General features: G+C 63.3%; 30 protein-coding genes, 2 pseudogenes and 1 riboswitch. Of the genes and pseudogenes, 27 read left to right on the forward strand and 5 right to left on the reverse strand.

Annotation, left to right across the window (positions count from 1 at the left end; translation table 11 throughout):
* Genes BWR18_RS10985 through cobJ form a run of 3 tightly spaced genes read left to right on the forward strand, consistent with a single transcriptional unit; the run spans position 1 to position 2,113 of the window.
* Positions 1-630, forward strand: a complete 630-nt coding sequence (locus tag BWR18_RS10985) for a precorrin-8X methylmutase (protein WP_076628210.1) — start codon at positions 1-3, stop codon at positions 628-630.
* Positions 630-1,364, forward strand: coding sequence for a precorrin-2 C(20)-methyltransferase (gene cobI / locus BWR18_RS10990; protein ID WP_076628212.1), 735 nt, complete (start codon positions 630-632; stop codon positions 1,362-1,364). Before BWR18_RS10985 ends, cobI begins: the two co-directional genes overlap by 1 nt.
* On the forward strand, positions 1,361-2,113 hold the full coding sequence (gene cobJ / locus BWR18_RS10995; protein ID WP_076628214.1) for a precorrin-3B C(17)-methyltransferase: 753 nt from the start codon (positions 1,361-1,363) through the stop codon (positions 2,111-2,113). The genes cobI and cobJ overlap by 4 nt, the downstream gene beginning before the upstream one ends.
* Here the strand turns inward: cobJ and BWR18_RS11000 are convergent.
* Entirely contained in the window at positions 2,086-2,841 is a 756-nt protein-coding gene (locus tag BWR18_RS11000) for a cobalt-precorrin-6A reductase (RefSeq protein WP_076628216.1), read from the reverse strand. The two genes, cobJ and BWR18_RS11000, sit on opposite strands and share 28 nt — an antisense overlap.
* Here BWR18_RS11000 and cbiE point away from each other — a divergent pair.
* From cbiE to ureC, 13 genes are all read left to right on the forward strand, one after another.
* The gene (gene cbiE, locus BWR18_RS11005) at positions 2,840-4,051 is read left to right on the forward strand and encodes a precorrin-6y C5,15-methyltransferase (decarboxylating) subunit CbiE (protein WP_076628218.1); all 1,212 of its coding nucleotides are present in this window, start codon (positions 2,840-2,842) and stop codon (positions 4,049-4,051) included. The genes BWR18_RS11000 and cbiE overlap by 2 nt on opposite strands.
* A complete protein-coding gene (locus BWR18_RS11010) occupies positions 4,048-4,416 on the forward strand; it encodes a cobalamin biosynthesis protein (protein ID WP_076630261.1) in 369 nt (122 codons plus the stop codon). Before cbiE ends, BWR18_RS11010 begins: the two co-directional genes overlap by 4 nt.
* Positions 4,413-5,207: a precorrin-4 C(11)-methyltransferase gene (cobM, locus tag BWR18_RS11015; protein WP_076628219.1), complete on the forward strand. Its 795-nt coding sequence runs from the start codon at positions 4,413-4,415 to the stop codon at positions 5,205-5,207. Before BWR18_RS11010 ends, cobM begins: the two co-directional genes overlap by 4 nt.
* Complete coding sequence (locus BWR18_RS11020) at positions 5,200-6,507, forward strand: cobyrinate a,c-diamide synthase (RefSeq protein ID WP_076628221.1); 1,308 nt, start codon at positions 5,200-5,202, stop codon at positions 6,505-6,507. The genes cobM and BWR18_RS11020 overlap by 8 nt, the downstream gene beginning before the upstream one ends.
* On the forward strand, positions 6,504-7,223 hold the full coding sequence (gene cobA / locus BWR18_RS11025; protein WP_076628223.1) for a uroporphyrinogen-III C-methyltransferase: 720 nt from the start codon (positions 6,504-6,506) through the stop codon (positions 7,221-7,223). The genes BWR18_RS11020 and cobA overlap by 4 nt, the downstream gene beginning before the upstream one ends.
* 154 nt (positions 7,224-7,377) lie before the next feature.
* Positions 7,378-7,566: riboswitch (cobalamin riboswitch) on the forward strand.
* 51 nt (positions 7,567-7,617) lie between these two features.
* Positions 7,618-8,295, forward strand: coding sequence for an energy-coupling factor ABC transporter permease (locus BWR18_RS11030; RefSeq protein WP_076628225.1), 678 nt, complete (start codon positions 7,618-7,620; stop codon positions 8,293-8,295).
* A gap of 54 nt (positions 8,296-8,349) precedes the next feature.
* Positions 8,350-9,093 (forward strand): precorrin-6A synthase (deacetylating), encoded by a 744-nt coding sequence (gene cobF, locus BWR18_RS11035; protein WP_076628227.1) that lies wholly within the window; start codon positions 8,350-8,352, stop codon positions 9,091-9,093.
* 97 nt (positions 9,094-9,190) lie between these two features.
* Complete coding sequence (locus BWR18_RS11040; RefSeq protein WP_076628229.1) at positions 9,191-10,021, forward strand: urease accessory protein UreD; 831 nt, start codon at positions 9,191-9,193, stop codon at positions 10,019-10,021.
* Positions 10,022-10,025: 4 nt separating this feature from the next.
* Positions 10,026-10,328: an urease subunit gamma gene (locus BWR18_RS11045; protein WP_076628231.1), complete on the forward strand. Its 303-nt coding sequence runs from the start codon at positions 10,026-10,028 to the stop codon at positions 10,326-10,328.
* A 44-nt stretch (positions 10,329-10,372) separates the two neighbouring features.
* Positions 10,373-10,678 (forward strand): urease subunit beta, encoded by a 306-nt coding sequence (locus tag BWR18_RS11050; RefSeq protein WP_076630262.1) that lies wholly within the window; start codon positions 10,373-10,375, stop codon positions 10,676-10,678.
* A 30-nt stretch (positions 10,679-10,708) separates the two neighbouring features.
* Positions 10,709-11,530: a cyclase family protein gene (locus BWR18_RS11055; RefSeq protein WP_076628232.1), complete on the forward strand. Its 822-nt coding sequence runs from the start codon at positions 10,709-10,711 to the stop codon at positions 11,528-11,530.
* Entirely contained in the window at positions 11,530-11,925 is a 396-nt protein-coding gene (locus tag BWR18_RS11060; RefSeq protein ID WP_076628234.1) for a carboxymuconolactone decarboxylase family protein, read from the forward strand. Before BWR18_RS11055 ends, BWR18_RS11060 begins: the two co-directional genes overlap by 1 nt.
* 90 nt (positions 11,926-12,015) lie before the next feature.
* Entirely contained in the window at positions 12,016-13,776 is a 1,761-nt protein-coding gene (gene ureC / locus BWR18_RS11065) for an urease subunit alpha (RefSeq protein ID WP_076628236.1), read from the forward strand.
* A 15-nt stretch (positions 13,777-13,791) separates the two neighbouring features.
* Here ureC and BWR18_RS11070 read toward each other — a convergent pair whose 3' ends face one another.
* Positions 13,792-14,151 (reverse strand): hypothetical protein, encoded by a 360-nt coding sequence (locus BWR18_RS11070; protein ID WP_157598710.1) that lies wholly within the window; start codon positions 14,149-14,151, stop codon positions 13,792-13,794.
* 141 nt (positions 14,152-14,292) lie between these two features.
* On the opposite strand from BWR18_RS11070, the gene BWR18_RS21645 reads away from it, so the two are divergent.
* From BWR18_RS21645 to ureG, 4 genes are read left to right on the forward strand one after another with little or no spacing between them, the layout of a single operon-like run.
* The gene (locus BWR18_RS21645; RefSeq protein ID WP_157598712.1) at positions 14,293-14,463 is read left to right on the forward strand and encodes a hypothetical protein; all 171 of its coding nucleotides are present in this window, start codon (positions 14,293-14,295) and stop codon (positions 14,461-14,463) included.
* A gap of 16 nt (positions 14,464-14,479) precedes the next feature.
* Positions 14,480-14,935, forward strand: a complete 456-nt coding sequence (locus tag BWR18_RS11075; RefSeq protein WP_076628240.1) for an urease accessory protein UreE — start codon at positions 14,480-14,482, stop codon at positions 14,933-14,935.
* On the forward strand, positions 14,932-15,561 hold the full coding sequence (locus tag BWR18_RS11080; RefSeq protein ID WP_076628242.1) for an urease accessory protein UreF: 630 nt from the start codon (positions 14,932-14,934) through the stop codon (positions 15,559-15,561). Before BWR18_RS11075 ends, BWR18_RS11080 begins: the two co-directional genes overlap by 4 nt.
* The gene (gene ureG, locus BWR18_RS11085) at positions 15,558-16,184 is read left to right on the forward strand and encodes an urease accessory protein UreG (protein WP_076628244.1); all 627 of its coding nucleotides are present in this window, start codon (positions 15,558-15,560) and stop codon (positions 16,182-16,184) included. The genes BWR18_RS11080 and ureG overlap by 4 nt, the downstream gene beginning before the upstream one ends.
* Positions 16,185-16,230: 46 nt before the next feature.
* Here the strand turns inward: ureG and BWR18_RS11090 are convergent, their stop codons facing one another.
* Together BWR18_RS11090 and BWR18_RS11095 are read right to left on the reverse strand one after the other, a co-directional pair.
* Positions 16,231-18,468, reverse strand: coding sequence for a xanthine dehydrogenase family protein molybdopterin-binding subunit (locus tag BWR18_RS11090; RefSeq protein WP_076628245.1), 2,238 nt, complete (start codon positions 18,466-18,468; stop codon positions 16,231-16,233).
* Positions 18,469-18,470: 2 nt separating this feature from the next.
* Positions 18,471-18,929 carry a (2Fe-2S)-binding protein gene (locus BWR18_RS11095; protein WP_076628247.1) on the reverse strand — a complete coding sequence of 153 codons (459 nt, stop codon included), beginning with the start codon at positions 18,927-18,929 and terminating at the stop codon, positions 18,471-18,473.
* A gap of 142 nt (positions 18,930-19,071) precedes the next feature.
* Here BWR18_RS11095 and BWR18_RS11100 point away from each other — a divergent pair, with 142 nt between their 5' ends.
* Positions 19,072-19,320: a hypothetical protein gene (locus tag BWR18_RS11100; protein ID WP_076628249.1), complete on the forward strand. Its 249-nt coding sequence runs from the start codon at positions 19,072-19,074 to the stop codon at positions 19,318-19,320.
* Between the two features lie 119 nt (positions 19,321-19,439).
* Positions 19,440-19,610 carry a hypothetical protein gene (locus tag BWR18_RS21650; RefSeq protein ID WP_157598713.1) on the forward strand — a complete coding sequence of 57 codons (171 nt, stop codon included), beginning with the start codon at positions 19,440-19,442 and terminating at the stop codon, positions 19,608-19,610.
* Between the two features lie 77 nt (positions 19,611-19,687).
* On the opposite strand, the gene BWR18_RS11105 is transcribed toward BWR18_RS21650, so the two are convergent.
* A complete protein-coding gene (locus BWR18_RS11105; protein WP_076630263.1) occupies positions 19,688-20,800 on the reverse strand; it encodes an S-(hydroxymethyl)glutathione dehydrogenase/class III alcohol dehydrogenase in 1,113 nt (370 codons plus the stop codon).
* A 453-nt stretch (positions 20,801-21,253) separates the two neighbouring features.
* Here BWR18_RS11105 and BWR18_RS11110 point away from each other — a divergent pair, with 453 nt between their 5' ends.
* The 5 genes and pseudogenes from BWR18_RS11110 (at position 21,254) to BWR18_RS22280 (ending at position 24,408) form a co-directional block, all read left to right on the forward strand.
* The gene (locus BWR18_RS11110; RefSeq protein WP_076628251.1) at positions 21,254-21,508 is read left to right on the forward strand and encodes a hypothetical protein; all 255 of its coding nucleotides are present in this window, start codon (positions 21,254-21,256) and stop codon (positions 21,506-21,508) included.
* Between the two features lie 103 nt (positions 21,509-21,611).
* Positions 21,612-21,758, forward strand: a pseudogene (locus BWR18_RS22380) (PKD domain-containing protein); the annotation flags it as partial.
* Positions 21,759-21,761: 3 nt separating this feature from the next.
* Positions 21,762-23,204, forward strand: coding sequence for a PKD domain-containing protein (locus BWR18_RS11115; RefSeq protein WP_368073650.1), 1,443 nt, complete (start codon positions 21,762-21,764; stop codon positions 23,202-23,204).
* 16 nt (positions 23,205-23,220) lie between these two features.
* Positions 23,221-23,283, forward strand: a pseudogene (locus BWR18_RS22385) (hypothetical protein); the annotation flags it as partial.
* Positions 23,278-24,408 carry a PKD domain-containing protein gene (locus BWR18_RS22280; protein WP_368073651.1) on the forward strand — a complete coding sequence of 377 codons (1,131 nt, stop codon included), beginning with the start codon at positions 23,278-23,280 and terminating at the stop codon, positions 24,406-24,408. The pseudogene BWR18_RS22385 and the gene BWR18_RS22280, both read left to right, overlap by 6 nt.
* Positions 24,409-24,457 lie beyond the last annotated feature (49 nt).

Consider the following 24,457-nt stretch of genomic DNA (forward strand, 5'->3'; position numbering starts at 1 on the left):
ATGCCCTACGAATACGAAACCGACGGCGCAGCCATCTACCTGCAAAGCTTCGCGACCATCCGTGCCGAAGCTGACCTCGACCAGTTCGCCCCGGACGAAGAACAGGTCGCCGTCCGCATGATCCACGCGGCCGGTCTCGTGGGCCTCGAACAAAACTGCCTCTTCTCGCCGGGCTTTGTCCAAGCCGCCCGAGCAGCCCTCGAAGCAGGCGCCCCCATCCTCTGCGATGCGCGCATGGTCAGCGAGGGGATCACACGCCCCCGCCTGCCCGCAAACAACGATGTCATCTGCACGCTTCACAACGACGGCGTCCGCGAACTGGCAGCGGACATGCAAAACACCCGCTCCGCTGCCGCCCTCGAACTCTGGCGCCCCCATCTGCAAGGCGCCGTCGTCGCCATCGGCAACGCCCCGACAGCGCTCTTCCACCTGCTGAACATGCTCGAAGACCCCGACTGCCCGCGCCCCGCCGCCATCATCGGCTGCCCCGTGGGCTTCGTGGGTGCTGTCGAATCCAAGGACGCGCTCTGGGCCGACCAACCCGTCCCCTGCTGCATCGTCCAGGGGCGGCTCGGCGGCAGCGCCATCACCGTCGCCGCAGTCAACGCCATCGCGAGCCGCAAAGAGTAATGGCGCAGACGACGGGCACCATCCACGGCGTCGGCCTCGGCCCCGGCGCGCAAGACCTGCTCAGCGTCCGCGCCGACCGGCTGGTGCGGAACGCCAAACACGTCGCCTTTTTCCGCAAGGCAGGCCGCCCCGGCCAGGCACGGCGCATCGTCAACGGCATGCTGGCCGACACAGCCATCGAATTCCCCATGGAGTACCCGGTCACGACGGAAATCCCCCTGACCGACCCGCGCTACAACCAAATCATGTCGGCCTTTTACACCGACTGCACAGCTCACCTGCGCAGACTTGCCGAAGGGGGCGAAGACGTGGTGGTCCTGTGCGAAGGCGATCCGTTCTTCTACGGTTCGTTCATGCACCTCTACACAAGGCTCGAACCACACGTACCTGTCGAAGTTGTTCCCGCCATCACCGGCATGTCCGGCGCATGGACGGCCACGGGCGCACCGATCACATGGGGCGACGACATCCTGACGATCCTCATGGGCACGCTGGACGAGGACACGCTTGTGCACCGAATGGGCCAGGCCGACGCGCTGGTGGTGATGAAGATCGGGCGCAACATCGACAAGGTACGCAGCGCATTGAAACGCGCAGGCAAGTTCGAAGACGCCTACCTGATCGAATACGCTGCCATGCCAAACCAGAACGTGCAAAAGCTGTGCGAGGCCGAGGGCAAGGTAACCCCCTATTTCTCGATCATCGTGGTCCATGGGCAGGGCCGTCGCCCATGACGGGCTGGGTGCGCATCGCAGGCCTCGGCCCCGGCGACGACGCCCTGATCACGCCCGAAGTCTCGGATGTACTGACCCAGGCCACCGACATCGTGGGCTACATACCGTATGTCAAACGCATCGCGAACCGCCCCGGCCTGACCCTGCACGCCAGCGACAACCGGGTCGAGATTGACCGCTCTCAGCACGCCTTGGAAATGGCCTCGGAAGGACGAAAGGTCGTCGTCGTCTCCTCCGGCGATCCCGGCGTCTTCGCCATGGCCGCTGCGGTCTTTGAGGCCGTCGAAGCGGGCCCCGCCCACTGGCGCAGTCTCGACATCTCCGTCCTGCCCGGCATCACCGCCATGCTTGCCGCCTCAGCCCGCTGTGGCGCGCCGCTGGGCCATGACTTCTGCGCCATCAACCTCAGTGACAACCTCAAACCGTGGCGCCTCATCGAAAAGCGCCTGCGCCTCGCCGCCGAAGCCGACTTCGCCATGGCCTTCTACAACCCACGCAGCAAATCCCGGCCCGAGGGCTTCGTACGCACGCTCGACGTGCTCAAGCACGCCTGCAACGACACGCGCCCGGTCATCTTTGCCCGCAACGTAACCCGGCCAGACGAGCAAATCCGCATCGTCCCCTTGCCCGACGCAACACCGGACATGGCCGACATGCGCACCATGGTCATCGTCGGCTCTTCCCGCACACGGATCATCACACGGGACGGCGCGCCGATCGTCTACACCCCGAGATCGACGCCCGAATGACGCAGCCAGTCGAACACCTGCGCCACGCTATGCGCCTCCCGCCGCTCCGGCAGTGTGGGTCGGTCGATCATAATGACAGGCAGGCCCAAGGCACGCGCCGCCGCGATCTTGGCATAGGCCCCGGTCCCGCCAGCGTTCTTCGACACGACCAGCTTGATCCCATGCTCTTGCATCAGCGCGCGGTCATCACCTTCGGTGAACGGCCCGCGCGACACCAACACATTGTGGTCGGGGAACGGCGGCGGGTCCTTGGGCGGATCAACAAGCCGGAGCAGGTAAAAATGCTGCGGATTTGGCGCAAACTCGGCCAGATGCATGCGTCCCACGGCCAGCATCACACGGCTGGCCCGCTGATCGAGCGCCGCCACTGCGCCCGCAATGTCTGGCACGTGGGTCCAGTTGTCTCCGCTTTGCGCGGTCCAGGGCGCACGGGTCAAAGCAATCAGCGGCACCTCGGCTTGCGCGCAGGCCGCAACCGCATTCCGGCTCATCTGCGCGGCAAAGGGATGGGTCGCGTCAATCACATGGCTGATCTGCTCGGCCTTGAGGTATTCGGAAAGCCCTTCGATCCCGCCAAATCCTCCGATCCGCTGCGGCAAGGGCTGCCGCGTTGGTCGCTCGACACGCCCCGCAAAGCTGACCGTACCCGTGAGGTTCGCGTCTGCGGCGGCATTGGCAAAAGCCGTGGCCTCGGTCGTTCCTGCAAGGATCAAAAGGTTGGCGCGCATGTCTGACCCCTGGCTGACAATCATAGGCATCGGAGAAGACGGAGTTGCAGGCCTTGGGGCGGCAAGTCAAGCCGCCCTCACCGCAGCCCACGTCATCATGGCGCCCCAGCGGCACCTAGATCTCGTGGTTAACGCAGAATTAACCACAAGTGTCCCCGCGGGGACAGATCTCATCCCCTGGCCAATTCCCTTCGCCGACGGCATCGCGATCCTGGCGTCCCTGCGGGGACAAAAGGTCGTGGTGCTCGCCTCCGGCGATCCCTTCTGGTTCGGCGCAGGCTCCGTCATCGCCCGCAGCTTCGGCCCGTCCGAATGGACCGCGCTACCCGGTATCTCATGCTTCTCCCTTGCAGCAGCCCGGCTGGGTTGGCCGCTGGAAACGACCACGTGCCTGGGCCTGCACGCCGCCCCTTTTACCCGGCTTCGCAGGCACGTCGCTAAAAAGTCAAAACTGATCGTGACACTGCGCGACGGGGCGGCCGTGAAGGACCTCGCAACCTACCTCGCGGACCAGGCGTTCGGCGCCAGCACTCTGCACGTCATGGAGCATCTTGGCGGGCCACGGGACCGCCTTACGACGTGCCGCGCCGATGCGGTCGAGGGCCAGTTCAACCACCCGGTCTGTGTAGCGATTGACGTTGCGGGCGATGGCGCGGCCCTCACCGCGGCCACAGGGCAGGCAGACGACGCATTCCAAAATGACGGTCAGATCACCAAGCGCCCCGTGCGCGCGATCACCCTGTCGACCCTCGCGCCGAAACCGGGCGAACATCTGTGGGACATCGGTGGCGGCTCGGGCTCTATCGCGCTTGAGTGGCTGCTCAGCCATACTTCGACCATGGCCACGACCATTGAGCCGCGCAGCGATCGAGCAGACCGGATCCGACAAAACGCGACCAGCCTTGGCGTGGAGTATCGCCTGACGGTGATCGAGGGCGCGGCACCGGACGCGTTGGAGGGGTTGAACGCACCGGATGCCATTTTCATCGGGGGCGGGCTTTCGGATGTCGTGCTAGAGGCAGCGCTGGCGCGAAACACCAGGCTTGTCGTCAATGCTGTCACACTGGAAGGTGAAGCGCTCTTGGCCGACGCGCAAGCAACCCATGGGGGTGAGTTGCTGCGGATTGCACTCGGGCATACGGTTCCGTTGGGTTCAAAACGGGGCTGGTCCGCGTCTTACCCGGTTGTGCAATGGAGCGTGGCGCGATGATTGTGGCGGGCTTTGGCTTCACGTCGCGCGCTACGGCGCAAAGCCTGACTGAGGCGTTGCGGGCGACGGGCTATGACGGACCGCTCGACCATATCGCAACGCCACACGACAAGGTCGCGCACCCGGCGATGCTGGACTTTGCATCCGCGCGCGGGCTTGGCATCATGGCAGTGCAGCCCGGCCCATTGGCAGAAGCGTGCACCGAGACCCAATCCCGACACAGCCGCGAGGCGCGCCACACGGGATCGGTGGCGGAAGCAGCAGCACTGGCGGCTGCCCGACCGGGCGCGAAACTGATCGTATCCCGCCAAGTATCACATGACCGCATGGCCACCTGCGCCATAGCCCAAGGACCAGACACATGACCGTTCACTTCATTGGCGCCGGGCCCGGTGCGCCAGACCTTCTGACCCTGCGGGGACGTGACCTGATCGCGTCCTGCCCAGTTTGCCTGTATGCAGGGTCGCTTGTGCCGGAGGCGATCCTTGGCCACTGTCCCGAAGGCGCGAAGATCGTCAACACGGCGTCCATGGACCTTGACCAGATCATGGCCGAGATCCACGCGGCCCATGCCGACGGTCACGACATCGCGCGGCTGCACTCAGGAGACGTATCCGTATGGTCCGCCATGGGTGAGCAGTTGCGGCGGATCAAGGCGGCGGGCATCCCGTTCACGGTGACGCCGGGCGTGCCGTCCTTTTCCGCCGCTGCGGCCGCCTTGGGCGCGGAGCTGACCCTGCCCGGCGTCGCGCAATCGGTGGTTCTGACACGGACGCCCGGCCGCGCGACGTCAATGCCGGACGGAGAAACGTTGACCAACTTTGCCGCCACGGGCGCGACGCTTGCGATACACCTGAGCATCGGAAACCTGGATCAGGTGATCACCGACTTGACGCCTGCATATGGAGCAGATTGCCCGGTCGCCGTGGTGTACCGTGCAAGCTGGCCGGATGAGCAGATCATCCATGCGACGCTGTCCACGCTCAAGCAGGCCATGCACGACGGCATCAGCCGCACCGCGCTGATCCTTGTGGGGCGCGCCATCGGGGCAGATAGTTTCGATGAAAGTTGCCTCTATTCAACGGATTACGACCGGCGCTACCGCCCGCAAAGTGCGGATAGCCCCTGGGCAAGCTGGAGCCACGGCGATGATTAAGGGTCTTATGATCTCAGCCCCTGCATCAGGAACAGGCAAAACAACCGTGATGCTGGGGCTGCTTCGCGCGCTGCGGGACGACGGGCTGGTGGTACAGCCCTACAAGTCGGGGCCAGACTATATCGACCCGGCCTTTCACCTTGCCGCAGCTGGGCGCGCGTCCTTCAACCTCGACACGTGGGCGATGGATACGCGGTTGCTGGGAGGCGTTTCGGCACAGATGGCTGGCGCGGATATCTGCGTGGCCGAAGGGTCCATGGGCCTTTTCGACGGGGTCGCGACGCGTGGGCAATCCGGCTTTGGATCGAGCGCCGAGACGGCGCTGACCATGGGCTGGCCCGTTGTGCTGGTCATTGACGTGGGCGGACAGGCGCAATCGGCGGCGGCGACGGCGCTGGGGTTCAAGAGCTATAATCCCGATCTTCCCTTTGCGGGCGTGATCCTGAACCGGGTGGCGAGCCCCCGGCATGACCGGCTGACCCGGCTGGGCATGGATCGCGCGGGCGTCAAAGTGCTGGGCAGCCTGCCGCGGCGGGGGGACCTTAAGCTGCCGGAGCGGCATCTGGGGCTGATCCAAGCGGTGGAGCATCCCGATCTTGAAGCCGCGATTGCGGGTTATGCAGACTTTATGCGTGAGAATGTCGATCTGGACGCGATCCGGGCGGCGGCGCAGGTGGGGTCTGCGATCGAGGCATTTCCGTTGCCGCAACCGCCCGCACAGAAGATCGCGCTGGCGCGGGATGCGGCGTTTTCGTTTACCTATCCGCATCTTCTGGAGGGTTGGCGCGCGGCCGGTGCTGAAATCGCGCCCTTCTCGCCGCTGGCGGATGAGGCCCCGACCAAGGATGCCGATCTCGTCTGGTTGCCCGGTGGATACCCCGAATTGCATGGTGGCACGTTGGCGGCGGCGTCGACCTTCAAGGCGGGCTTGCGCGCCCATGCCGCGACCAAGCCCGTGCATGGCGAATGCGGTGGCTACATGGTGCTGGGCGCCGGATTGACGGACAAGGATGGCACGCGGCACGAGATGACGGGGCTGTTTGGGCTGGAAACCAGCTTTGAAAAGCGGAAGTTCCATCTGGGCTATCGCCGGGCCGTGCTGGATGCGCCGATGCCCGGCTTTGCGGCCGGGGCCGCGCTGCGGGGGCACGAGTTTCATTACACCACCATTCTGGATGAACCCGATGCGCCGCTGGCACAGGTGGCCGATGCAGACGGCAACCCGGTGCCAGAGACCGGGTCGCGCAAGGGCCATGTGACCGGCACCTTCTTTCACCTGATCGCCGGAGAGGCGGGATGACCGGGTTTGTCAGCTTCGTTGGCTCCGGTCCCGGCGATCCAGAATTGCTGACGCTGAAGGCCGTGGACCGGTTGAAGCGCGCCGATGCGGTGCTGTTTGATGATCTGAGTGCGGGGCCGATCCTCGCCCATGCGCGCAGCGGAGCCGATCTGGTGGGTGTGGGCAAGCGGGCCGGGCGGCCGTCGCCCAAGCAGCACCATGTGAGCCAGTTGTTGGTGGAGTATGCGCAGGAAAATCAACGTGTTGTTCGCCTGAAATCAGGTGATGGCGGAACCTTTGGCCGGCTTGAGGAAGAGACCGATGCGCTAAAGGCGGCGGGCATTGCATACGAGATCATACCCGGCGTGCCCTCGGCCTGTGCGGCCGCGGCGGCGGCGGGCATTCCGCTGACCCGGCGCCTCACGGCGCGGCGCGTGCAGTTCATCACCGGACATGACGTGCGTGGTGCGCTGCCAGAGGATCTTAACATGGCAGCGTTGGCTGATCCGCAGGCCACAACGGTCGTTTTCATGGGACAGCGGACCTTTCCCGCGCTGGCGGCGATGCTGATTGACGGCGGATTGCCTGCCAATACACCGGCATTGCTGGCCGAAGGCGTGTCGACCGATGCGCAGGCCCTGCACCGCATGACCGTACAGACGCTGGCCGACCGGCTGCGCCGCGCGGTCAGCGATGCACCTGCCCTTATTCTTTACGGGGCGCTGGCAGAGGGGTGATCTGCATATTTTGGGAACAATGAAGATCACAGACTGCGTGTCCCTTCATTGTTCTTCAAATATGCAAAATCCGACATGGGCCAAAGCGTACGGGTCGGGTCTTTCTTGCGCCTTCACTTGCCGTATCCGGACTTGTGAGCACCCCCAAAGGCTGTAAACATGTTCGCACGATGGTGGCCCCGAAAGAGGTCTGAAAAGGGAACCGGGTGAAAGTCCCGGACTGCCCCCGCAACTGTGACCGGCGAGCGGTGCCGGCAGACACCACTGGCGCAAGATGCGCTGGGAAGGTCTGGCGCCGCAGCGACCCGGCAGTCAGGAGACCTGCCATCGTGCAACGCAATCCGCCGGGGCACCGGCCACTGTGTCACCGGGGTGGTGGCGAGGAGAAACAGACATGCATATCGAACCGGGCGTCGTGGACGGCGCGAAAATGGCACTGGCCTATGGCACTGCCGCGGCTGGCGCAGGCTATACATTGAAATTGGCGGCGGACGATCTGAAGCGGCACGACATGGCGTCGCTGGCCCTGCGCAGCGTGATGGCCGCGGTGGGCACGTTCGTGTTCTTTGAGGTGATGCCGCATTTCGCCGTGGGCATCTCCGAGGTGCACTTCATTCTGGGCACGACGTTGTTTCTGCTTTTGGGTCCCGCTGCGGCGGCGATCGGGCTTGCGGCGGGCTTGCTGCTTCAGGGCACGTTCTTTGCCCCGTCCGATCTGCCGATGTATTTTGTCAACGTGACGACCTTGCTGTTTCCGCTTTTTGCCGTTCATGCGCTCGCGCGGCGCATTGTGCCGGACGCGACGGCCTATGTGGACCTTGGCTATACGCAGGTGTTGAAGATGTCGGCCATCTATCAGGGCGGCGTGGTGGCCTGGGTCGCATTCTGGGCGATCTATGGTCAGGGTGTCGGGGCCGAGAACATGCAGGCTGTGCTGACCTTCGGGGCCGCGTATCTGCTGGTGATCCTGCTGGAGCCCATTGCCGATCTGGCCGTCCTTGCCGCTGCCAAGGGTTTGCGCGGCTGGACGCGGTCCGGCGTCTTTGCCCACCGCCTGCATAACGTGGCATAAGATGTTGATTCGATTGAGGGAAAGGGCCGCCACTGTGCGGCCCTTTCGCGCAGCATGAAACAGCTTTTTCTGATCGGCATTGGCACGGGCAACCCGGATCATCTGACCGGAGAGGCGCGCCGCGTCATGGCGGAGGCCGACCTGTTCCTTGTGCCGCACAAGGGCGACGGCAAGACCAATCTCGCTGATCTGCGGACGCAGATCATCGCGGATGTGCGCAATGACGCCACCGTTGCCCTGTTCGACATGCCGGTGCGCGACGAGAGCTTACCCTACATCGCCCGGGTCGATGCCTGGCATGATGAGATCGCACGCATCTGGACCGACACCATGGCGCAGCACCCCGAAGCCCGAAAGGTCGCGCTGCTGGTATGGGGCGATCCATCGCTTTATGACAGCACCTTGCGCATTGCCGCCCGGCTGCACCCGAAGCCCGACATCCGTGTCGTGGCCGGGATCACCTCTGTTCAGGCGCTGACCGCGGCCCATGCGATACCGCTCAATACGTTGAACGCGCCTGTCACTATCTCGACCGGGCGGCGTTTGCGGGATCAGGGCTGGCCCTCAGAATGCGAGACCCTGGTCGTGATGCTGGATGGCACATGCGCGTTTCAGGACCTGGACGGCGCGCAGTTCGACATCTGGTGGGGGGCGTATCTGGGCATGGCAGAGCAAATCCTCGACCACGGTCGACTGGCGGATGTGTCCGACCGGATCATTGCCCGCCGGGCCGAGGCGCGCGCCGCCCATGGCTGGATCATGGACACCTACCTGCTGCGCAGACTGCCCGAAAAATAGGCGCTTTTTCGGCTGATTTTCAGGCATTTGGCCGTGGGACTAGCCGAATGCGTTCAGGAATGGTCATATCAGGCGACTTGAGCTGCCGCGAAACTGAATGACTGCCCACCTGCCCCTCACTGCTGCGACTGCCGCGCAACCGCGCGCGATTGGTTCTGTGCGGCTGTCGACCAAGCCGGTTCAAGGGCGCACCGTCATCGACGGGCTGTACCAGCAGGGTGCGGCCAAGGCCGTGTTTCCGCGTGCGGCGCGCGGCATGACGGCGGTCCTGCTGAACACATCCGGCGGTGTCACGGGTGGTGACAGGTTCGACTACGCCGCCACCGCAGGCGCTGGCACGCATCTGACTGTGACCACGCAAGCCTGCGAACGGGCCTATCGCGCGCAGCCGGGCGAAGTTGGGCGGGTCGAGACCCGCCTTACTGTTCAGGACGGTGCAACGCTGTGGTGGCTGCCGCAGGAAACGTTGATCTTTGACGGCTGCGCGATGACGCGGCGTTTGTCCTGTGATCTGGCCCCCACAGCGCGCGCGCTAATCGTTGAGCCCATGTGCCTGGGCCGGATCGCCATGGGCGAGGATGCCGTGCGGGGTCAGTTTTCGGACCGGATCGAAATCACGCGGAACGGGGTGCCGCTGGTCCTCGATGCCTGGTCCCTGTCCGGGGACATGACTGCAGACATGGCGCGGGTGGCCATTGGGCGCGGAGCGACCTCCATGGTCAGCCTGACCTATGTGGCGCCGGATGCCGAGGCGCATCTTGGCCCGGTCCGCGACCTCTTGCCCGAGACAGGTGGCGCGAGCCTGCTGACCCATGACACCCTCGTCATGCGCACCGTGGCCCCGTCGGGCTATCATCTGCGCAAGACGCTGTTGCCCATTCTTGACCACCTGACCGGTGGTCATTTGCCCATCTGCTGGAGACTGTAACCCCATGCAACTCACCCCCCGCGAAAAGGACAAGCTGCTGGTCGCCATGGCCGCCGAAGTGGCGCGCAAACGGCTGGCGCGCGGCGTCAAGCTGAACCATCCCGAGGCCATTGCGCTGATCACCGACGCCGTGGTCGAGGGTGCGCGCGACGGGCGCAGCGTGGCCGACATGATGGAGGCTGGTGCGCAGGTCATCACCCGCGATCAGTGCATGGAAGGGGTGCCCGAGATGATCCATGACGTGCAGGTCGAGGCGACCTTTCCCGACGGCACCAAACTGGTGACGGTCCACAATCCGATCCGGTGAGACATGCATATTTTTGGAACAATGAAGAAGAGGAGCGCGGCGCGATGATCCCAGGCGAGGTGATCCCGGCAGAGGGAGATATTCAGTTGAACACCGGCGCGCAAGCCATCACGCTGCACGTGGCCAATACCGGCGACCGACCCGTGCAGGTCGGCAGTCATTATCATTTTGGCGAGGCGAACGCAGCGCTGGAATTCGACCGAGTGGCCGCGCGCGGCATGCGTCTGGACATCGCTGCGGGCACCGCCGTGCGGTTCGAGCCGGGCCAGGCCCGCGATGTGCAATTGATCCCCATCGGGGGCGCGCGAAGGGTGTATGGTTTCAATCAGCAGGTGATGGGCGACCTTTGAGCAGGGCAACCCCAACGGGAGGAGAGACCCATGTGTGATGTTTGTGTGATGAACGCGGTGAAGGATCGGATGCTGTCGCGGCGCGATCTGTTCAAGGTCAGTGCTGCCGTCGGTGCGGCGGCAACCATCGGGATGTCGGCGGCGCCTGCGGCGATGGCGGCAGGCCATGGTGGTGTCGTGGACATGAGCCACAAACTGAGCCCGGACTTTCCGACCTTCTTCGGTGTGCCGGGCATTTCGATGGAGCAGGCGTTCAACTTTGCCGAACATGGGTTCAACCTGATGAACCTGACCATCAACGAGCACACCGCCACGCATATCGACGCGCCGCTGCACTTTTCAGCCGATGGCGCATCGGTGGACGAGATCCCGGTGAGCGATCTGGTCATCCCGCTATGCGTCGTGGATATCGCGGCGCGGGCGGCAGAGGATGCCGATGCACAGGTGACCCCGGATGACCTGAAGGCGTGGATCGCCGCCAATGGCGACATTCCGGACAAGGCGTGCATCGCCATGCATTCCGGCTGGGCCGCGAAATCCGGCGATGCGGCGGCTTATGTGGGCAACGATGATGCGGATGTGAAGCACTTTCCGGGATTTCATGTCGAGGCCACCCAGATGCTGTTGGAAGAGACAACAGCCGTCGCCATGGCCGTCGACACCCTGTCGCTGGATCATGGGCCGTCGCCCGATTTTGCCACGCACTATGCCTGGCTGCCTGCGGGGCGTTACGGAATTGAGAACCTGGCCGGACTTGAGAACGTGCCCGCGGCCGGCGCGACGCTGGTTGTCGGCGCACCAAACCACCCCGGCGGCACGGGCGGTCCCGCGCGCATTTTCGCGATGGTCTGATGGCGACCCTCCCCCTCATATCCGACGAGGAGGCCAGCGCCGAGGTGCTGGCCGTCTTTGACGATATTCGTGCTGTGCGCGGGACGGACTACGTCAACAACTTCTGGCGGGCGCTGGCCCATGATCCAGCCCTGCTGGCCGCAACCTGGGGACGGTTGAAAGATGTGATGGGACCGGGGGCGCTCGACCCGTTGGTCAAGGAGATGCTCTACGTCGCGGTGTCTGTGGCGAATGGGTGTGAGTATTGCATTCATTCGCACACGGCGGCGGCGCGGGCCAAAGGGATGACGCAGGCGCAATACGGCGAGTTGCTAAGTGTGATTGGGATGGCCATGCAGACCAATGGGTTGGTGACGGCGATGCAGGTGCCGGTGGATGAGGTTTTTGAGGTTTGAGCTGCTTGGCCGTCAGCGAAGCGCAAGAGACCCAGGATTTGAGGTGCCGCGCCTCGTATTTGAAACTGTTTACTGAAGTGAGAGGCTGACATGCCCACATCCATCTCCCGCCGCGACTATGCTGCCATGTTCGGCCCCACTGTGGGCGACAAGGTGCGTCTGGCCGACACCGAATTGTTTATCGAGGTTGAGCGGGACCTGACCGCCGAGGGGGCGGGCCAGGCCGCGACCGGGGGCAGTGGCGACAACGCCATGCTTTATGGTGAAGAGGTCAAGTTCGGCGGCGGCAAGGTCATCCGCGACGGGATGGGGCAGTCTCAGGTCACCCGCGCCGACGGCGCCGTCGACACGGTCATCACCAACGCGCTGATCGTGGACTGGACGGGCATTTACAAGGCCGATGTGGGCCTGAAGGACGGGCGCATCGCCGCCGTTGGCAAGGCGGGCAATCCGGACACGCAACCCGGCGTGAACATCATCATCGGGCCGGGGACCGAAGCCATTGCTGGTGAGGGTAAGATCCTGACCGCAGGGGGCTTTGACAGCCACATCCACTTCATCTGTCCGCAGCAGATCGAGGATGCGTTGCACTCCGGCCTGACGACGATGCTGGGCGGTGGCACGGGGCCTGCGCACGGGACCTTGGCCACAACCGTGACACCGGGGCCGTGGCATCTGGGGCGGATGTTGCAGGCGGCGGATGCGTTTCCCATGAACCTGGCCTTTGCGGGCAAGGGGAATGCGTCGCTGCCGGCGGCGCTGGAAGAGCAGGTGAAGGCGGGCGCGTGTGCGATGAAGCTGCACGAGGATTGGGGGACGACGCCGGGCGCCATCGACTGCTGCTTGTCTGTGGCCGATGACATGGACGTGCAGGTGATGATCCACACGGATACGCTGAACGAGAGCGGATTCGTGGAGAACACCGTGGCCGCCATGAAGGGCCGCACGATCCACGCCTTTCACACTGAGGGTGCGGGCGGCGGGCACGCGCCGGACATTATCAAGATCTGCGGGGAGGAGCATGTGCTCCCCTCTTCCACCAACCCCACGCGGCCCTTCACCGTGAACACGCTGGAAGAGCATCTGGACATGCTCATGGTCTGCCACCATCTGGACAAGTCGATCCCCGAAGACGTCGCCTTTGCCGAAAGCCGTATCCGGCGTGAGACCATCGCGGCCGAGGACATCCTGCACGACATGGGCGCGTTTTCGATCATCGCGTCGGACAGTCAGGCGATGGGGCGTGTGGGCGAGGTGTTGATCCGCACCTGGCAGACGGCGGACAAGATGAAGAAACAGCGTGGGCCGCTGCCCGAAGAAACCGGCGACAACGACAATATGCGCGTGCGCCGCTATATCGCGAAATACACGATCAACCCAGCGATTGCGCACGGGATCAGCCACGAAATCGGCAGCATCGAGGTCGGCAAGCGGGCCGATCTGTGCCTGTGGAACACCGCGTTTTTCGGAGTGAAGCCCGAGATGGTGCTGCTGGGCGGGACGATCGCCTGCGCCCAGATGGGGGATCCCAACGCGTCGATCCCGACGCCGCAGCCGGTCTACACCCGGCCTATGTTCGGGGCGTATGGTCGGTCCGTCGAGCGGTCTGCTGTGACGTTTGTGTCGACGGCCGCGCAGGCCGAGGGGATTGGCGCGTCGCTTGGGCTGGCCAAGGACACGGTGGCGGTTGAGAACACGCGAAACATCGGGAAGAAGGACCTGAAGCTGAACAATGCGACCCCGGAGGTTGAGGTGCATCCCGAAACCTACGAAGTGCGGGCGGACGGGGAATTGCTGACGTGCCAGCCTGCCGAGGTGCTGCCCATGGCGCAGCGGTATTTTCTGTTTTGACCAGTTTGCCGTTACTCAGAAGCGTTCTATCAAATCGGCATCGTCTGCTTCGGCGATGTCAGCACTTCGGCGAACGCTGGCTCGCGGTGCTGGGGAAAGGACGCGGACATAGGTTGTTTCCGACTTTGTCCGGTACCTCAGATCGTCACAAATGTGCTTTGGCAAGCGTTTCGCATCGAAACGCGTTGTTACCTTCTGTTCAATTCGAACAATGGCAGTGGCAGTCGGAATTTGGACTGTCTTGTCTCGCTGATCGACCAGTGAGAGGAGCGCATCACTCAGCTCCGCCTCGCGCCGTTTCATGTCAGCCTGCTTTGCGCGAATTGCGACCAATTCTTCGGCCAGGCTTTCGACAATGGGCGGATGGTAGGACATGCTTCCGATCATCACCAACAATGCTGAATGGAGATTTAACGCCAGCTATGCACCGAGTGGTCAGCCGACATGCGCCTGACACCCTGTCGAAACCGAGATTGGGGGCATATGTCGACGCAAGAGTAACAAAACAGGTGTCCCATGACCCTTATGCAGCGGATCGCCGCTTTCCTGTCCAGCATCAGCCTGCCCCACGGCGCGCTGGTGCAAACGCAAGCCGTATATGCCCTCAGCGATGCCGAACTCAGGGCGCGCGGGCTGAAGCGGCGCGAAGCCGCGCGGCAGATCATGATCAACGGGGATTGGTCGTAAGCTTGGGGGTATCCCCATGCTGACCGCGCAGCACTACCACGATCACACCCATGGTCAGGTGAGCGACCACGTGTCGCTCACTTACGAAGACCGCTTTTTGCGGCGCAAGGTTCTGACCCTCGCCTCTGGCGCGCAACTGCTGGTCGACCTTCCACAAACTACATCGCTGGATCATGGTGGCGCCTTGATCACCACTGACAAGGCCGAGATCAGGATTGACGCGGCGCCGGAGCAGCTCTTGGAAGTCACTGGCCAGAGCCTGCACCGCATCGCTTGGCATATCGGCAACCGCCACACCCCGTGCCAGATCGAAGACACGCGCCTGCTGATTCAGCGGGACCACGTGATGGCCGATATGCTGGCCAAGATCGGCGCCACGACGCGCGAGGTTGTCGAGCCGTTTACGCCCGAGGGCGGCGCATATGGGCATGGGCGAACCCATGGCCACGACCATTCGCACAGCCACACATGAGCCATGCGCTGACCCTGATGCAGTGGCTGTCGCCCGCCTTTCCCGTCGGGGCCTTTGCTTATTCCCACGGGCTGGAACAGGTGATTGCGGACGGCTCCGTCACGGATGCGGACACGCTGCGCACCTGGCTGGGCGACGTATTGGAACTTGGGTCCGGGCGCGCGGATGCCGTGCTGCTTGCGGCGGCCTACGCTGTGGATGACCCGACCTATGTCGATGCAACGGCGCGCGCTTTTGCCGCCGGAGCGGAGCGGTTGAAGGAAACGGACCTGCAAGGCCGTGCGTTTTGCGACACGGCCCGTGCTGTCTGGGAGATCGAGATCAGCGGCCTGACCTATCCTGTTGGGGTTGGATCGGCAGCGCGCGCTGTGGGCATCCCGCTGGATCAGACCCTGCCGCTTTACCTGCATGCCTTCGGGTCGAACCTGGTTTCGGTGGCGCAGCGCGCAATGCCCCTTGGCCAGACGGATGCGCAGACCGTTTTGGCCGCCCTGTCCCCTGTCATAGCGCGGACCGCACGGGACGCGCAGAAAACGCCGCTCGCGGCCCTTTCATCCACCAGCTTTGCTGCTGATATTGCAGCCATGCGCCATGAAACCCTGCAACCGAGGATCTTTCGCACATGACACAGCTTAATGGACCGCTTCGCATCGGCATCGGTGGCCCCGTGGGTGCGGGCAAGACGACGCTCACCGCCGCCCTGGCCGCTGCGCTGAAGGAACAGCATTCGATCGGGGTGATCACCAACGACATCTACACCCAGGAAGATGCGGAGGAGCTGATGCGCCGTCAAATCCTGCCGCAGGATCGGATCATAGGGGTCGAAACGGGTGGGTGCCCGCACACGGCCATCCGCGAGGATGCGTCGATCAACCTGGCCGCCGTGGCCGAAATGCGAGAGCGACATCCCGAAGTCGAGGCGATCCTGATCGAAAGCGGCGGCGACAACCTGTCGGCTACGTTTTCTCCGGAATTGGCGGACATCACCCTTTATGTCATCGACACGGCGGCGGGCGAGGAGATACCCCGCAAGGGTGGCCCTGCGATCACCAAATCCGACCTGCTGATCATCAACAAGATCGACCTGGCCCCCCATGTGGGCGCGTCTCTTGAGGTGATGGAACGGGATGCCAAGCGGATGCGCGGTCAGCGGCCGTTTGTGTTCGCGGCTCTGCGTCACGGCAAAGGCGTTGACGATGTCATCGGCCATATCCGCGCTCTGTCAGGGCTGGGCCTGACAACCGCGTGAGCTTGTAGGGCGGAGGACACCTCCGCCTTACGGATTTCCGCTGCGCTTAGACGAAGTCGATGTGCTTGACCATGGGCATGTCCCGCACCCGTTGACCTGTCGCGGCAAAGATCGCGTTGGACAGGGCGGCGGCAGCGGGCGGCACCATCGGCTCGCCCATGCCGCGCACCGTATCTCCGTTTTCCAGACCTTGGACAAAGATCTCGGGGGCCTGGGCCATCCGCATCCCTTCGAAGTCGTAGTAGTTCCGCTGCTCTGCCATCCCGTCGGAGATGGTGATTTCCGAATTCATCGCGTGGCCCAGTGCCCAGTTGATGCCGCCCTGCACCATGTTTTCGAAATTGATAGGGTCGATGACGCGTCCCACTTCGGCAGCGACCCACACCCTGTCGATCTTGATGGCGCCATCCAGGTTGGTGACTTCGACCACCTCTGCTGTTGGCACGCCAAACGACATGCAGAAGGCGACGCCGCGCCCCTTGTTCGGGGCAATGTCGTTGCCCCAACCCGACATCTCGGCCACCGCTTCCAGCGTCTTGCGCGAGGGGTCGTGCCAGCACAGGCGCAGCCTTTCTTCCATGGGATCGGCGCCCGCGGCAAGGATCAGCTCATCCAGGAACACGTCGTGGAAGAACCCGTTGGTCGACGCCCCGACTGCCCGCCAGCTTGAGATGGGTGCCAGTTCGGGCGCGCGGTAGCCCGTGACCCGGTAGTTCGGGATCTCCAGGGGCTGTTCCCATGCACCAGCGACGATCTGAAGGTCAGGGCCCGGTGTAGGCAGGCCCTGCCGCCCCATCTGGCTGGCGATGACGGAGGGCATGGCGATGCCGAGGTCGTAGGCGTGAACCTTGCCATCCTTGACCACCCCGCGCCCGCGCGCCATGGCGATCTGTCGGGTGTCGTTTTGAAGCGTGTCCTCTTCCCGGCTGTAGGTCAGCTTGACCGGAGTGCCCTTGATCTGCGTCGCGATCTCGGTCGCTTCACGCACGACCCGGTCCTCGAGCCTGTGACCAAAGCTGCCGCCCATCACCTGCACATGGACAAAAACCTGATCGGCATCGAGGCCAGTCAGATTGGCCACGTTGTTCTGCACAAAACGCGGGATTTGCGTGCCGGTCCAGACGTCCGCACGGTCGTCGGTTACTTTTACCACCGCCGAAATCGGTTCGAGCGGCGCGTGGGCGAGGTAGGGCGCGCGGTATTCGGCCTCGATCACCTCGGCCCCTTCAAGCGCGGCATCGACATTGCCGTCGTCGCGAAAGCGGCTGTCCTGCTGATCCGCGTTGAAACTGTCGGACAGTGCGTGCCAGTGCTCCGCCTGTTCTGCGGGGTAGGATGCGGGTGCCCAGTCGATGGCGACGGCGTTCACGGCCCGGATGGCGCGCCAGGTGTTGTCGGCGATCACGGCCACACCGTCGGATATCTCGACCACGTCGAGGACCCCGCGCATGTCGCGGGCGGCGGTGGCGTCAAAGCTGTTCATCGCGCCCCGGCGCGGGCTGGTGCGGACAGAGGCGTGGACCATGTCCTTCATCTCGAGATCAATCCCATAGCGCTGCGTGCCCGTGGATTTGGCGATAATATCAATGCGCTCCATCTCTTTGCCGACAAGTCGCCAGGTGGAAGGATCGCGTAGGGTGACATCGTTCACCGGATCGAGCGCTGCCGCGGTGTCCGCAAGCTCGACATAGGACAACTGGCCGCCGCCCGACAGGATCACGGCCCCATTTTCGGTTCTCAGATCGGCGACATTGGCGCCGGTCTGTTGGGCCGCCGCGGCCTTGAGCGTTTCGCGCGCAACGGCTCCGGCCAGGCGTAGCTTTTCGAAGCTGTCGGGCACTGTGGTGGACCCACCGGTGATCTGGAGGCCCATAAACTTCATCATCGCGTCCATGATACCGCGCGTGGTGTCGGCGACAGGCCCGTCATCGGTGGATCGGAACGGGGCCGCCTCGGCGCTGAGGGCGGTGTTGTAATAGGCCGGATCGGGCATACCGGGATCGACACGGATCTGGTCCAACTCGACATCCAACTCTTCAGCGATCAGGGCAGCCTGCACATGATAGGCCCCCTGCCCGCTGTCGGCGCGCGGGGTGATCAGGGTGATGCCGGTCGCGTCAATTTTCACGTAAGGCGTCAGCGCGGCCTCACCGTCCGCCAGATCAGCGAGCAGCGGGTTCGAAACGGGGCGCTTGTAGGCATAGTAGCCAAAAGCCACGCCGCCAGCGATAGCGGCGGATCCGACAAGGAAGGATCGGCGGGCGATTTTTCCGATGCGGCTCATCTCTACACCTCCTGCAGTTTGGTGGCGGCAGTTTTGACCGCGGCACGGATCCGCGGATATGTCCCGCACCGGCACAGATTGCCGTTCATCGCGTCGTCGATATCGGCGTCCGTTGGGGCGGGGTTTGCCGCAAGAAGGGCGGCGGCCTGCATCATCTGTCCGGACTGACAGTAGCCGCATTGGGCAACCTGATGATCGACCCAAGCCGCCTGAACAGCGTGCATCGCATCAGGTGTGCCCAGCCCTTCGATCGTTGTCACCGCGCCCCAGACATCTGCGGCTGCGGTTTGGCAGGACCGCACCGCTTCGCCGTCAATATGCACGGTGCATGCACCGCATTGCGCGACCCCGCAGCCGTATTTGACGCCTTTGATATTCAGCTCATCCCGCAGGACCCAAAGCAGGGGCATGTCATCTTCGAAATCCACCTCATGCTCTGTCCCGTTGACCGTGAGTTTCATCGCGCGCTCCTAAACAAGGTCGGTTTGGACGTAGACTAGGCGACCTGCGCCTTCCCGGAAACCTGCAGATCACGCCAACGGGGTCGCAGATCGCGACGTCACTTGCGTTGAGCCCGCGTGTCGGCATGGGTATATTGGCAGCATGGAGACTTTCTTGTCCCAGATGTGGATCCGCTGCCGGGATGTGGCGGCGGCATTGATCGCAAGCCTGTGGCGCGGGCGGGCGACCGACGACGTGGTTGCGTGGATTGAAAGAGAGCCGCCCGGACGCCAGCGGGGGATCGTGTTTGGCACCCTTATCGCGTTGTTTTTGCTCAGCATCGGTGCCGCGCAATTCGGTCTCGTGGGCATGTGCCTCTTCTGGGGCTTGGTCATCTACCTGATCAGATAATACTGGCATACCATTGTATGCCATTGAAGTTGCAGCAAAAAATTTGAAAAAATCTGATCCATTCGACGGGAAGCCCGTATCCCTTTTATCTGATCACAAACACAAAGGAAGGAAAGACCATGGGTATTGGCCTCGGAATTCTGACGTTTGGGACTTTGGGCTTTGTCGTCGCATTCGGCTATATCAGCGCGCGTGTGACGGAAAAGCGCCGCTTGGAAGGCGGCCCGAAATCGTCGCTGTCGGCGGACGGGATCGCTGAACGTATGGCGCGGGCATCCGTGACGCGCTGAATCGCGAAAAGACATCAAGAAAAACGCCGCGCACCCGACAGGTACGCGGCGTTTCTTTGTTCAGAACGCTACGGTTTTCAGAATTCGACCACGGCCCGGATCGACTTGCCTTCGTGCATCAGATCAAAACCGTGGTTGATTTCGTCCAATGTCAGCTTGTGGGTGATCATCGGGTCGATCTCGATCTTGCCGTCCATGTACCAGTCCACGATTTTCGGGACATCGGTGCGCCCTTTTGCGCCACCAAAGGCTGTGCCGCGCCACACGCGGCCCGTGACCAGTTGAAAGGGGCGTGTCGAAATTTCCGCGCCCGCGGGGGCCACGCCGATGATGATCGACTCGCCCCATCCCTTGTGCGCGCATTCGAGGGCGGTCCGCATGACGTCCACGTTGCCGGTGGCATCGAAGGTATAGTCGGCGCCACCGCCCGTGAGCTCGACCAGATGGGCGACCATATCGCCATCGACCTTTGAGGGGTTCACGAAGTGGGTCATGCCAAAATGCGTGGCCATCTCGACCTTACTGTCGTTCAAATCGACGCCGACGATTTGGTCTGCGCCCGCAAGACGGAGGCCCTGGATCACGTTAAGGCCGATGCCGCCGAGACCGAAGACAACGGCCGTGCTGCCGATCTCGACCTTGGCGGTGTTGATGACGGCGCCTATGCCGGTGGTCACACCGCAGCCAATGTAACAGACCTTGTCGAAGGGGGCGTCCTTGCGGACCTTCGCCAGTGCAATCTCGGGGACGACGGTGTGATTGGCGAAGGTCGAGCAGCCCATGTAGTGATGGATCGGTGTGCCATCGAGCATGGAGAACCGGGTGGACCCGTCAGGCAAGAGACCCTGCCCCTGGGTCGCGCGGACCTTTTGGCAAAGGTTGGTTTTCGGGTTCAGACAGTATTCGCATTCGCGGCATTCCGGCGTGTAGAGCGGGATGACGTGATCGCCCACTTCAAGCGTCGTCACCCCCTCGCCCACCTCGATCACCACGCCTGCGCCTTCGTGGCCGAGGATTGCAGGGAATATCCCTTCCGGGTCTGCACCGGACCGCGTGAATTCGTCGGTATGGCACAGGCCGGTCGCCTTGATCTCGACCAGCACCTCGCCCTTGCGCGGGCCGTCCAGATTGACCTCCATGATCTCAAGCGGTTTGCCGGCTTCGACAGCAACGGCGGCGCGGGTCTTCATCATGGTTCGTCCTCTCACTGAGTATTTTCATCATGTGAGCCAGTGGACGCATGATCTGTCAATGCAGAGAATGAAACGGCGGGCGGTGAGGTGAAACGTGCGTGCGCCCCGGCGACACCGGCCACCGCCTCTTTGCGGTCGCTTTGCGGCGTTCTGCAGGACCATACATTGGCGGATGTGTCAGCCGTGACCTCCGGCGATCTGACCGACCGGGCCGCGCCTATTCGAAGCATCAGGATCCAGAAGCACAACACTTGTCTTTCCGGGCCAAACACGAGCGGCGCGTTGGGGTGTCTTTGGCGTGACCGTCACACCATCTACCTTCGGTAGAAAATATGTCTTGCCTCAACGTCAACCTGTCGAGACATCCGGACCATTCGCGAAGGAATTGTTGATGTCACCCAACCTGGGGGATGTGTTTTGGGTGTCTTTGGAATTTCTTGTTCGGCGCTGATGCGCCTGAATTTCGGTACGTGTCTGGCGGTCATCGCCACGTTTGCCTCTGCGCAAAGCCGTTCTGATCTGGATGCACCGCTGGAAACCATTGTGTTCACGGCGAGTGATACGCTGCGGGGCATTGTCGGCGAACATCTGAATGATCCCGATCTTTGGCCCTATATCCTCGAGTTTAATGCCATTTCCTCTCCGGCGGTCGTGGTGCCGGGGATGGAACTGCAAATGCCGGTCAAACAGGTGCGCGCTTCCTGAACTACGATGCGCCCGGCCTGACGGTGTCGAACCGGGACCAAATGATCGAGATCGGGCAGAATGAGGGGCTGGTCTTGACGACCCGAGGAGCCGAACGGACGCCGAGATATCCGGCTATGCGTGGGAGTTCGGCGATGGCGCGACAGCGACAGGACCGCGCCCCACCCACGCCTATGCCCGGCCCGGTGTATACGAGGTGGCGCTCGTGGTGCGCGACGACAGTGGCGCGCCGCTCAACACCCACCGCGACACGATGCGCGTCACTGTGAACGCAGCGCCAATCGCCGACGCGGGCCCGGCCCTCGTCGTCGCCCCGGACGAGGATTTTGTTCTGAGCGCCCACGCCTCGGTCGATCCGGACGGTGCGATTGCAAGTTACGTTTGGCGGCTGCCGGACGGCACCACCGCCACGCAGGAACGTGTCGACCACCAGATCGACGCCCCGGGAACCTACCGGATCGGCCTGCGAGTCGAGGACAATTTTTCAGGCGGCGCCGCAGCGGACAATGACGAGGTGTTTGTCACCGTGAACGACGCGCCCGTGGCGCAGGCGGGCGCGGACAGGCTGGTTGCACCAGGTGATCCGGTAATCCTGGACGCCAGCGCCAGCTTTGATCCCGACGGACAGATTGTGCAGTATCAGTGGACCTTCGACGACGGGTTTGCGGACCAGGAACTGGCCCAAGTCGAACGCAGCTATGCCACACCCGGCACTTGGACCGCGCAGCTGGTGGTGACGGACAGCGCAGGCGTCGCAAACTCAACGGTGTCCGACAGGATCACGGTGCGGGTCAACGCCGCACCCGTGGCCGATGCACGGCCGGACATTGAAACGGATGCTCTGCAAGTCGCCTTTGACGGCTCCGGATCCGCGGGTGCAGATGGCGACGCGCTGATCTACACGTGGGATTTCGGCGACGGCTCACCGCCGCGCACCGGCCAACAGATCACGCATGTCTATCCCCGGTCCGACACGTTTCCGGTGACCCTACAGATTGACGATGGTTTGGGAATGTCCAACGCCACCGCCATCCACGCGACCACGGTCGTTGTCAATGCGCGCCCAGTGGCAGAGGCCGGTGGCAACCGCGCCGTATGCTCGGGCAAGTCCATCCTGTTCGATGCCTGCGACAGTATCGACCCCGACGGGGGGCTGCTGCTTTACCAATGGGACTTTGGCGACGGAACGACATCGGATCTGGTCAATCCGAGCAAGATTTACGAAACGCCGGGGGCCTCTGCGGTCACACTCCGCATACGCAATGGCAAGGACACGGAGTGGGGCCGTGACATGGACCGCGTGGCGGTCCTGGTGCGCAAAGGGCCGATTGCACACGCGGGCGACGATCTGACCGTTTATGCCAACCAATCAATTCGGTTCGACGGCTCACGCTCCACCGACCGCGACGGCGCGGTCAATGCCTTCAGCAGGATAATGGGGGACGGTGGGACGGCGAGCGGCGCGCGCCCCGAGTACCGGTTCGAAACACCGGGCACATACACGGTCACGCTCACCATACAGGGGGAAGCGATCGGCAATCGCTCCCCTCTTGATACAGACACGGCACATTTCACGGTCCTGCCAGCCCCATCACAAACCATTGCGGCGCAAGACCGGGCGGCAGCGGGTTTGCCCGCAGCATGTGCGGCCGAGGTACAGGGCTTGGACAGCGCCCAGGTGACAGACCACACATGAACCTTTTTCCGATGGAACGGTCGCGTCGGGGGCAAAGGTGAGCCACGTCTTCGCGGAGCCGGGCGGCTATAGGGTGACGTTGCGCACAGCCCTGACCGGAGCCGAATCCGGCCTGAAACAGCTGGAAACACGGCGACAGATCAGCGTGAATGCCGCCGCACGCGCGGTGATCAAGGCGCCCGATATGGTTGCAGCAGGACAGGCTATTGTGTTTGACGCCGCGGCCTCAACCGACAGTGATGGCGCGCTGACGCAATTTGCATGGGATTTCGGGGACGGCACGACCGCCATGGGCGTCGTTGCCGCGCATGTGTTTACAGCGCCGGGCGATTACACCGTGCGCCTCACCGTGACGGATGATGCCGCCGTCGGTAACTCGGATGTAACTGCAACGACGCGTGTTACGGTCAATCCACCACCCACAGTTGGGCTGGCCGTTGCAGGTCAAATGTGCCCCGCCGTCGCGCAGGACTGGAGCGTCAACGCAGCGCGCGGGACATCCGTGTCATGGACCTTCGGGGACGGCACAACGGCAGAGGGCGCGCGCACGACCCATGGCTTTGCCAAGCCGGGCCTCTCTCCGGTATCCGTTGCCCTGGATGATGGGCGCGGTTTGCTCAACAGCAGCTGGCGGGAAGAGGTCTATGTCCGCGTGAACGCCGCGCCAAGGGCCGTTGCGGGTCCGGATCAGGTCGTGAACCCCGGCGATACCGTGTCCTTCAGCGCGGCCCAGTCTGGCGACATCGACGGCGTGCTGACAGACTACAGGTGGAGCTTCGGTGACTGCATCACCCTCGCAGACGTTCATGTGACGCGCCGGTTTGACCAAAGCGGCCCTGTCGCGGTGAAACTGACAGTGCGCGATGACAGCGGTGCAGCCTGCGACACGGGACAGGACAACCTGACCGTTCTGGTCAACACCGCACCCCAGATCGACGCCGGACCTAACAGGACGACGCCCGTCGGCGCGGCCCATGACGTCCTGGTCATTGATGCCTCGGGAGCGTCTGATGCGGATGGTCACAGCGTGACGGTAGACTGGGACTTTGGCGACGGGACAACGGCGACAGGCGCTATCTTGCGCCACGCCTATGCGGCGCCCGGCGCCTACACGGTGACGTTCACGGCCCGCGATAGCACAGGCTTGCCCAGCGGCATCACATCCGACACGGCCATAGTGATCGCAACTCCGCGCGGCGAGTGAGACACCGAACTGTGGCGCATCCAGACACCAGTGAATGAGGTACTTTAAC

The organism is Tateyamaria omphalii (assembly GCF_001969365.1).
GTDB classification, from domain to species: Bacteria; Pseudomonadota; Alphaproteobacteria; order Rhodobacterales; family Rhodobacteraceae; genus Tateyamaria; species Tateyamaria omphalii_A.

Excerpts from the sequence above, each read along its gene's own strand:
- BWR18_RS10985 (WP_076628210.1), top strand. The coding sequence starts at position 1 with ATGCCCTACGAATACGAAACCGACGGCGCAGCCATCTACCTGCAAAGC.
- cobI (WP_076628212.1), top strand. The coding sequence starts at position 630 with ATGGCGCAGACGACGGGCACCATCCACGGCGTCGGCCTCGGCCCCGGC.
- cobJ (WP_076628214.1), top strand. The coding sequence starts at position 1,361 with ATGACGGGCTGGGTGCGCATCGCAGGCCTCGGCCCCGGCGACGACGCC.
- cbiE (WP_076628218.1), top strand. The coding sequence starts at position 2,840 with ATGTCTGACCCCTGGCTGACAATCATAGGCATCGGAGAAGACGGAGTT.
- BWR18_RS11000 (WP_076628216.1), bottom strand. The coding sequence starts at position 2,841 with ATGCGCGCCAACCTTTTGATCCTTGCAGGAACGACCGAGGCCACGGCT.
- BWR18_RS11010 (WP_076630261.1), top strand. The coding sequence starts at position 4,048 with ATGATTGTGGCGGGCTTTGGCTTCACGTCGCGCGCTACGGCGCAAAGC.
- cobM (WP_076628219.1), top strand. The coding sequence starts at position 4,413 with ATGACCGTTCACTTCATTGGCGCCGGGCCCGGTGCGCCAGACCTTCTG.
- BWR18_RS11020 (WP_076628221.1), top strand. The coding sequence starts at position 5,200 with ATGATTAAGGGTCTTATGATCTCAGCCCCTGCATCAGGAACAGGCAAA.
- cobA (WP_076628223.1), top strand. The coding sequence starts at position 6,504 with ATGACCGGGTTTGTCAGCTTCGTTGGCTCCGGTCCCGGCGATCCAGAA.
- BWR18_RS11030 (WP_076628225.1), top strand. The coding sequence starts at position 7,618 with ATGCATATCGAACCGGGCGTCGTGGACGGCGCGAAAATGGCACTGGCC.
- cobF (WP_076628227.1), top strand. The coding sequence starts at position 8,350 with ATGAAACAGCTTTTTCTGATCGGCATTGGCACGGGCAACCCGGATCAT.
- BWR18_RS11040 (WP_076628229.1), top strand. The coding sequence starts at position 9,191 with ATGACTGCCCACCTGCCCCTCACTGCTGCGACTGCCGCGCAACCGCGC.
- BWR18_RS11045 (WP_076628231.1), top strand. The coding sequence starts at position 10,026 with ATGCAACTCACCCCCCGCGAAAAGGACAAGCTGCTGGTCGCCATGGCC.
- BWR18_RS11050 (WP_076630262.1), top strand. The coding sequence starts at position 10,373 with ATGATCCCAGGCGAGGTGATCCCGGCAGAGGGAGATATTCAGTTGAAC.
- BWR18_RS11055 (WP_076628232.1), top strand. The coding sequence starts at position 10,709 with ATGTGTGATGTTTGTGTGATGAACGCGGTGAAGGATCGGATGCTGTCG.
- BWR18_RS11060 (WP_076628234.1), top strand. The coding sequence starts at position 11,530 with ATGGCGACCCTCCCCCTCATATCCGACGAGGAGGCCAGCGCCGAGGTG.
- ureC (WP_076628236.1), top strand. The coding sequence starts at position 12,016 with ATGCCCACATCCATCTCCCGCCGCGACTATGCTGCCATGTTCGGCCCC.
- BWR18_RS11070 (WP_157598710.1), bottom strand. The coding sequence starts at position 14,151 with ATGTCCTACCATCCGCCCATTGTCGAAAGCCTGGCCGAAGAATTGGTC.
- BWR18_RS21645 (WP_157598712.1), top strand. The coding sequence starts at position 14,293 with ATGACCCTTATGCAGCGGATCGCCGCTTTCCTGTCCAGCATCAGCCTG.
- BWR18_RS11075 (WP_076628240.1), top strand. The coding sequence starts at position 14,480 with ATGCTGACCGCGCAGCACTACCACGATCACACCCATGGTCAGGTGAGC.
- BWR18_RS11080 (WP_076628242.1), top strand. The coding sequence starts at position 14,932 with ATGAGCCATGCGCTGACCCTGATGCAGTGGCTGTCGCCCGCCTTTCCC.
- ureG (WP_076628244.1), top strand. The coding sequence starts at position 15,558 with ATGACACAGCTTAATGGACCGCTTCGCATCGGCATCGGTGGCCCCGTG.
- BWR18_RS11090 (WP_076628245.1), bottom strand. The coding sequence starts at position 18,468 with ATGAGCCGCATCGGAAAAATCGCCCGCCGATCCTTCCTTGTCGGATCC.
- BWR18_RS11095 (WP_076628247.1), bottom strand. The coding sequence starts at position 18,929 with ATGAAACTCACGGTCAACGGGACAGAGCATGAGGTGGATTTCGAAGAT.
- BWR18_RS11100 (WP_076628249.1), top strand. The coding sequence starts at position 19,072 with ATGGAGACTTTCTTGTCCCAGATGTGGATCCGCTGCCGGGATGTGGCG.
- BWR18_RS21650 (WP_157598713.1), top strand. The coding sequence starts at position 19,440 with ATGGGTATTGGCCTCGGAATTCTGACGTTTGGGACTTTGGGCTTTGTC.
- BWR18_RS11105 (WP_076630263.1), bottom strand. The coding sequence starts at position 20,800 with ATGAAGACCCGCGCCGCCGTTGCTGTCGAAGCCGGCAAACCGCTTGAG.
- BWR18_RS11110 (WP_076628251.1), top strand. The coding sequence starts at position 21,254 with ATGCGCCTGAATTTCGGTACGTGTCTGGCGGTCATCGCCACGTTTGCC.
- BWR18_RS11115 (WP_368073650.1), top strand. The coding sequence starts at position 21,762 with ATGCGCGTCACTGTGAACGCAGCGCCAATCGCCGACGCGGGCCCGGCC.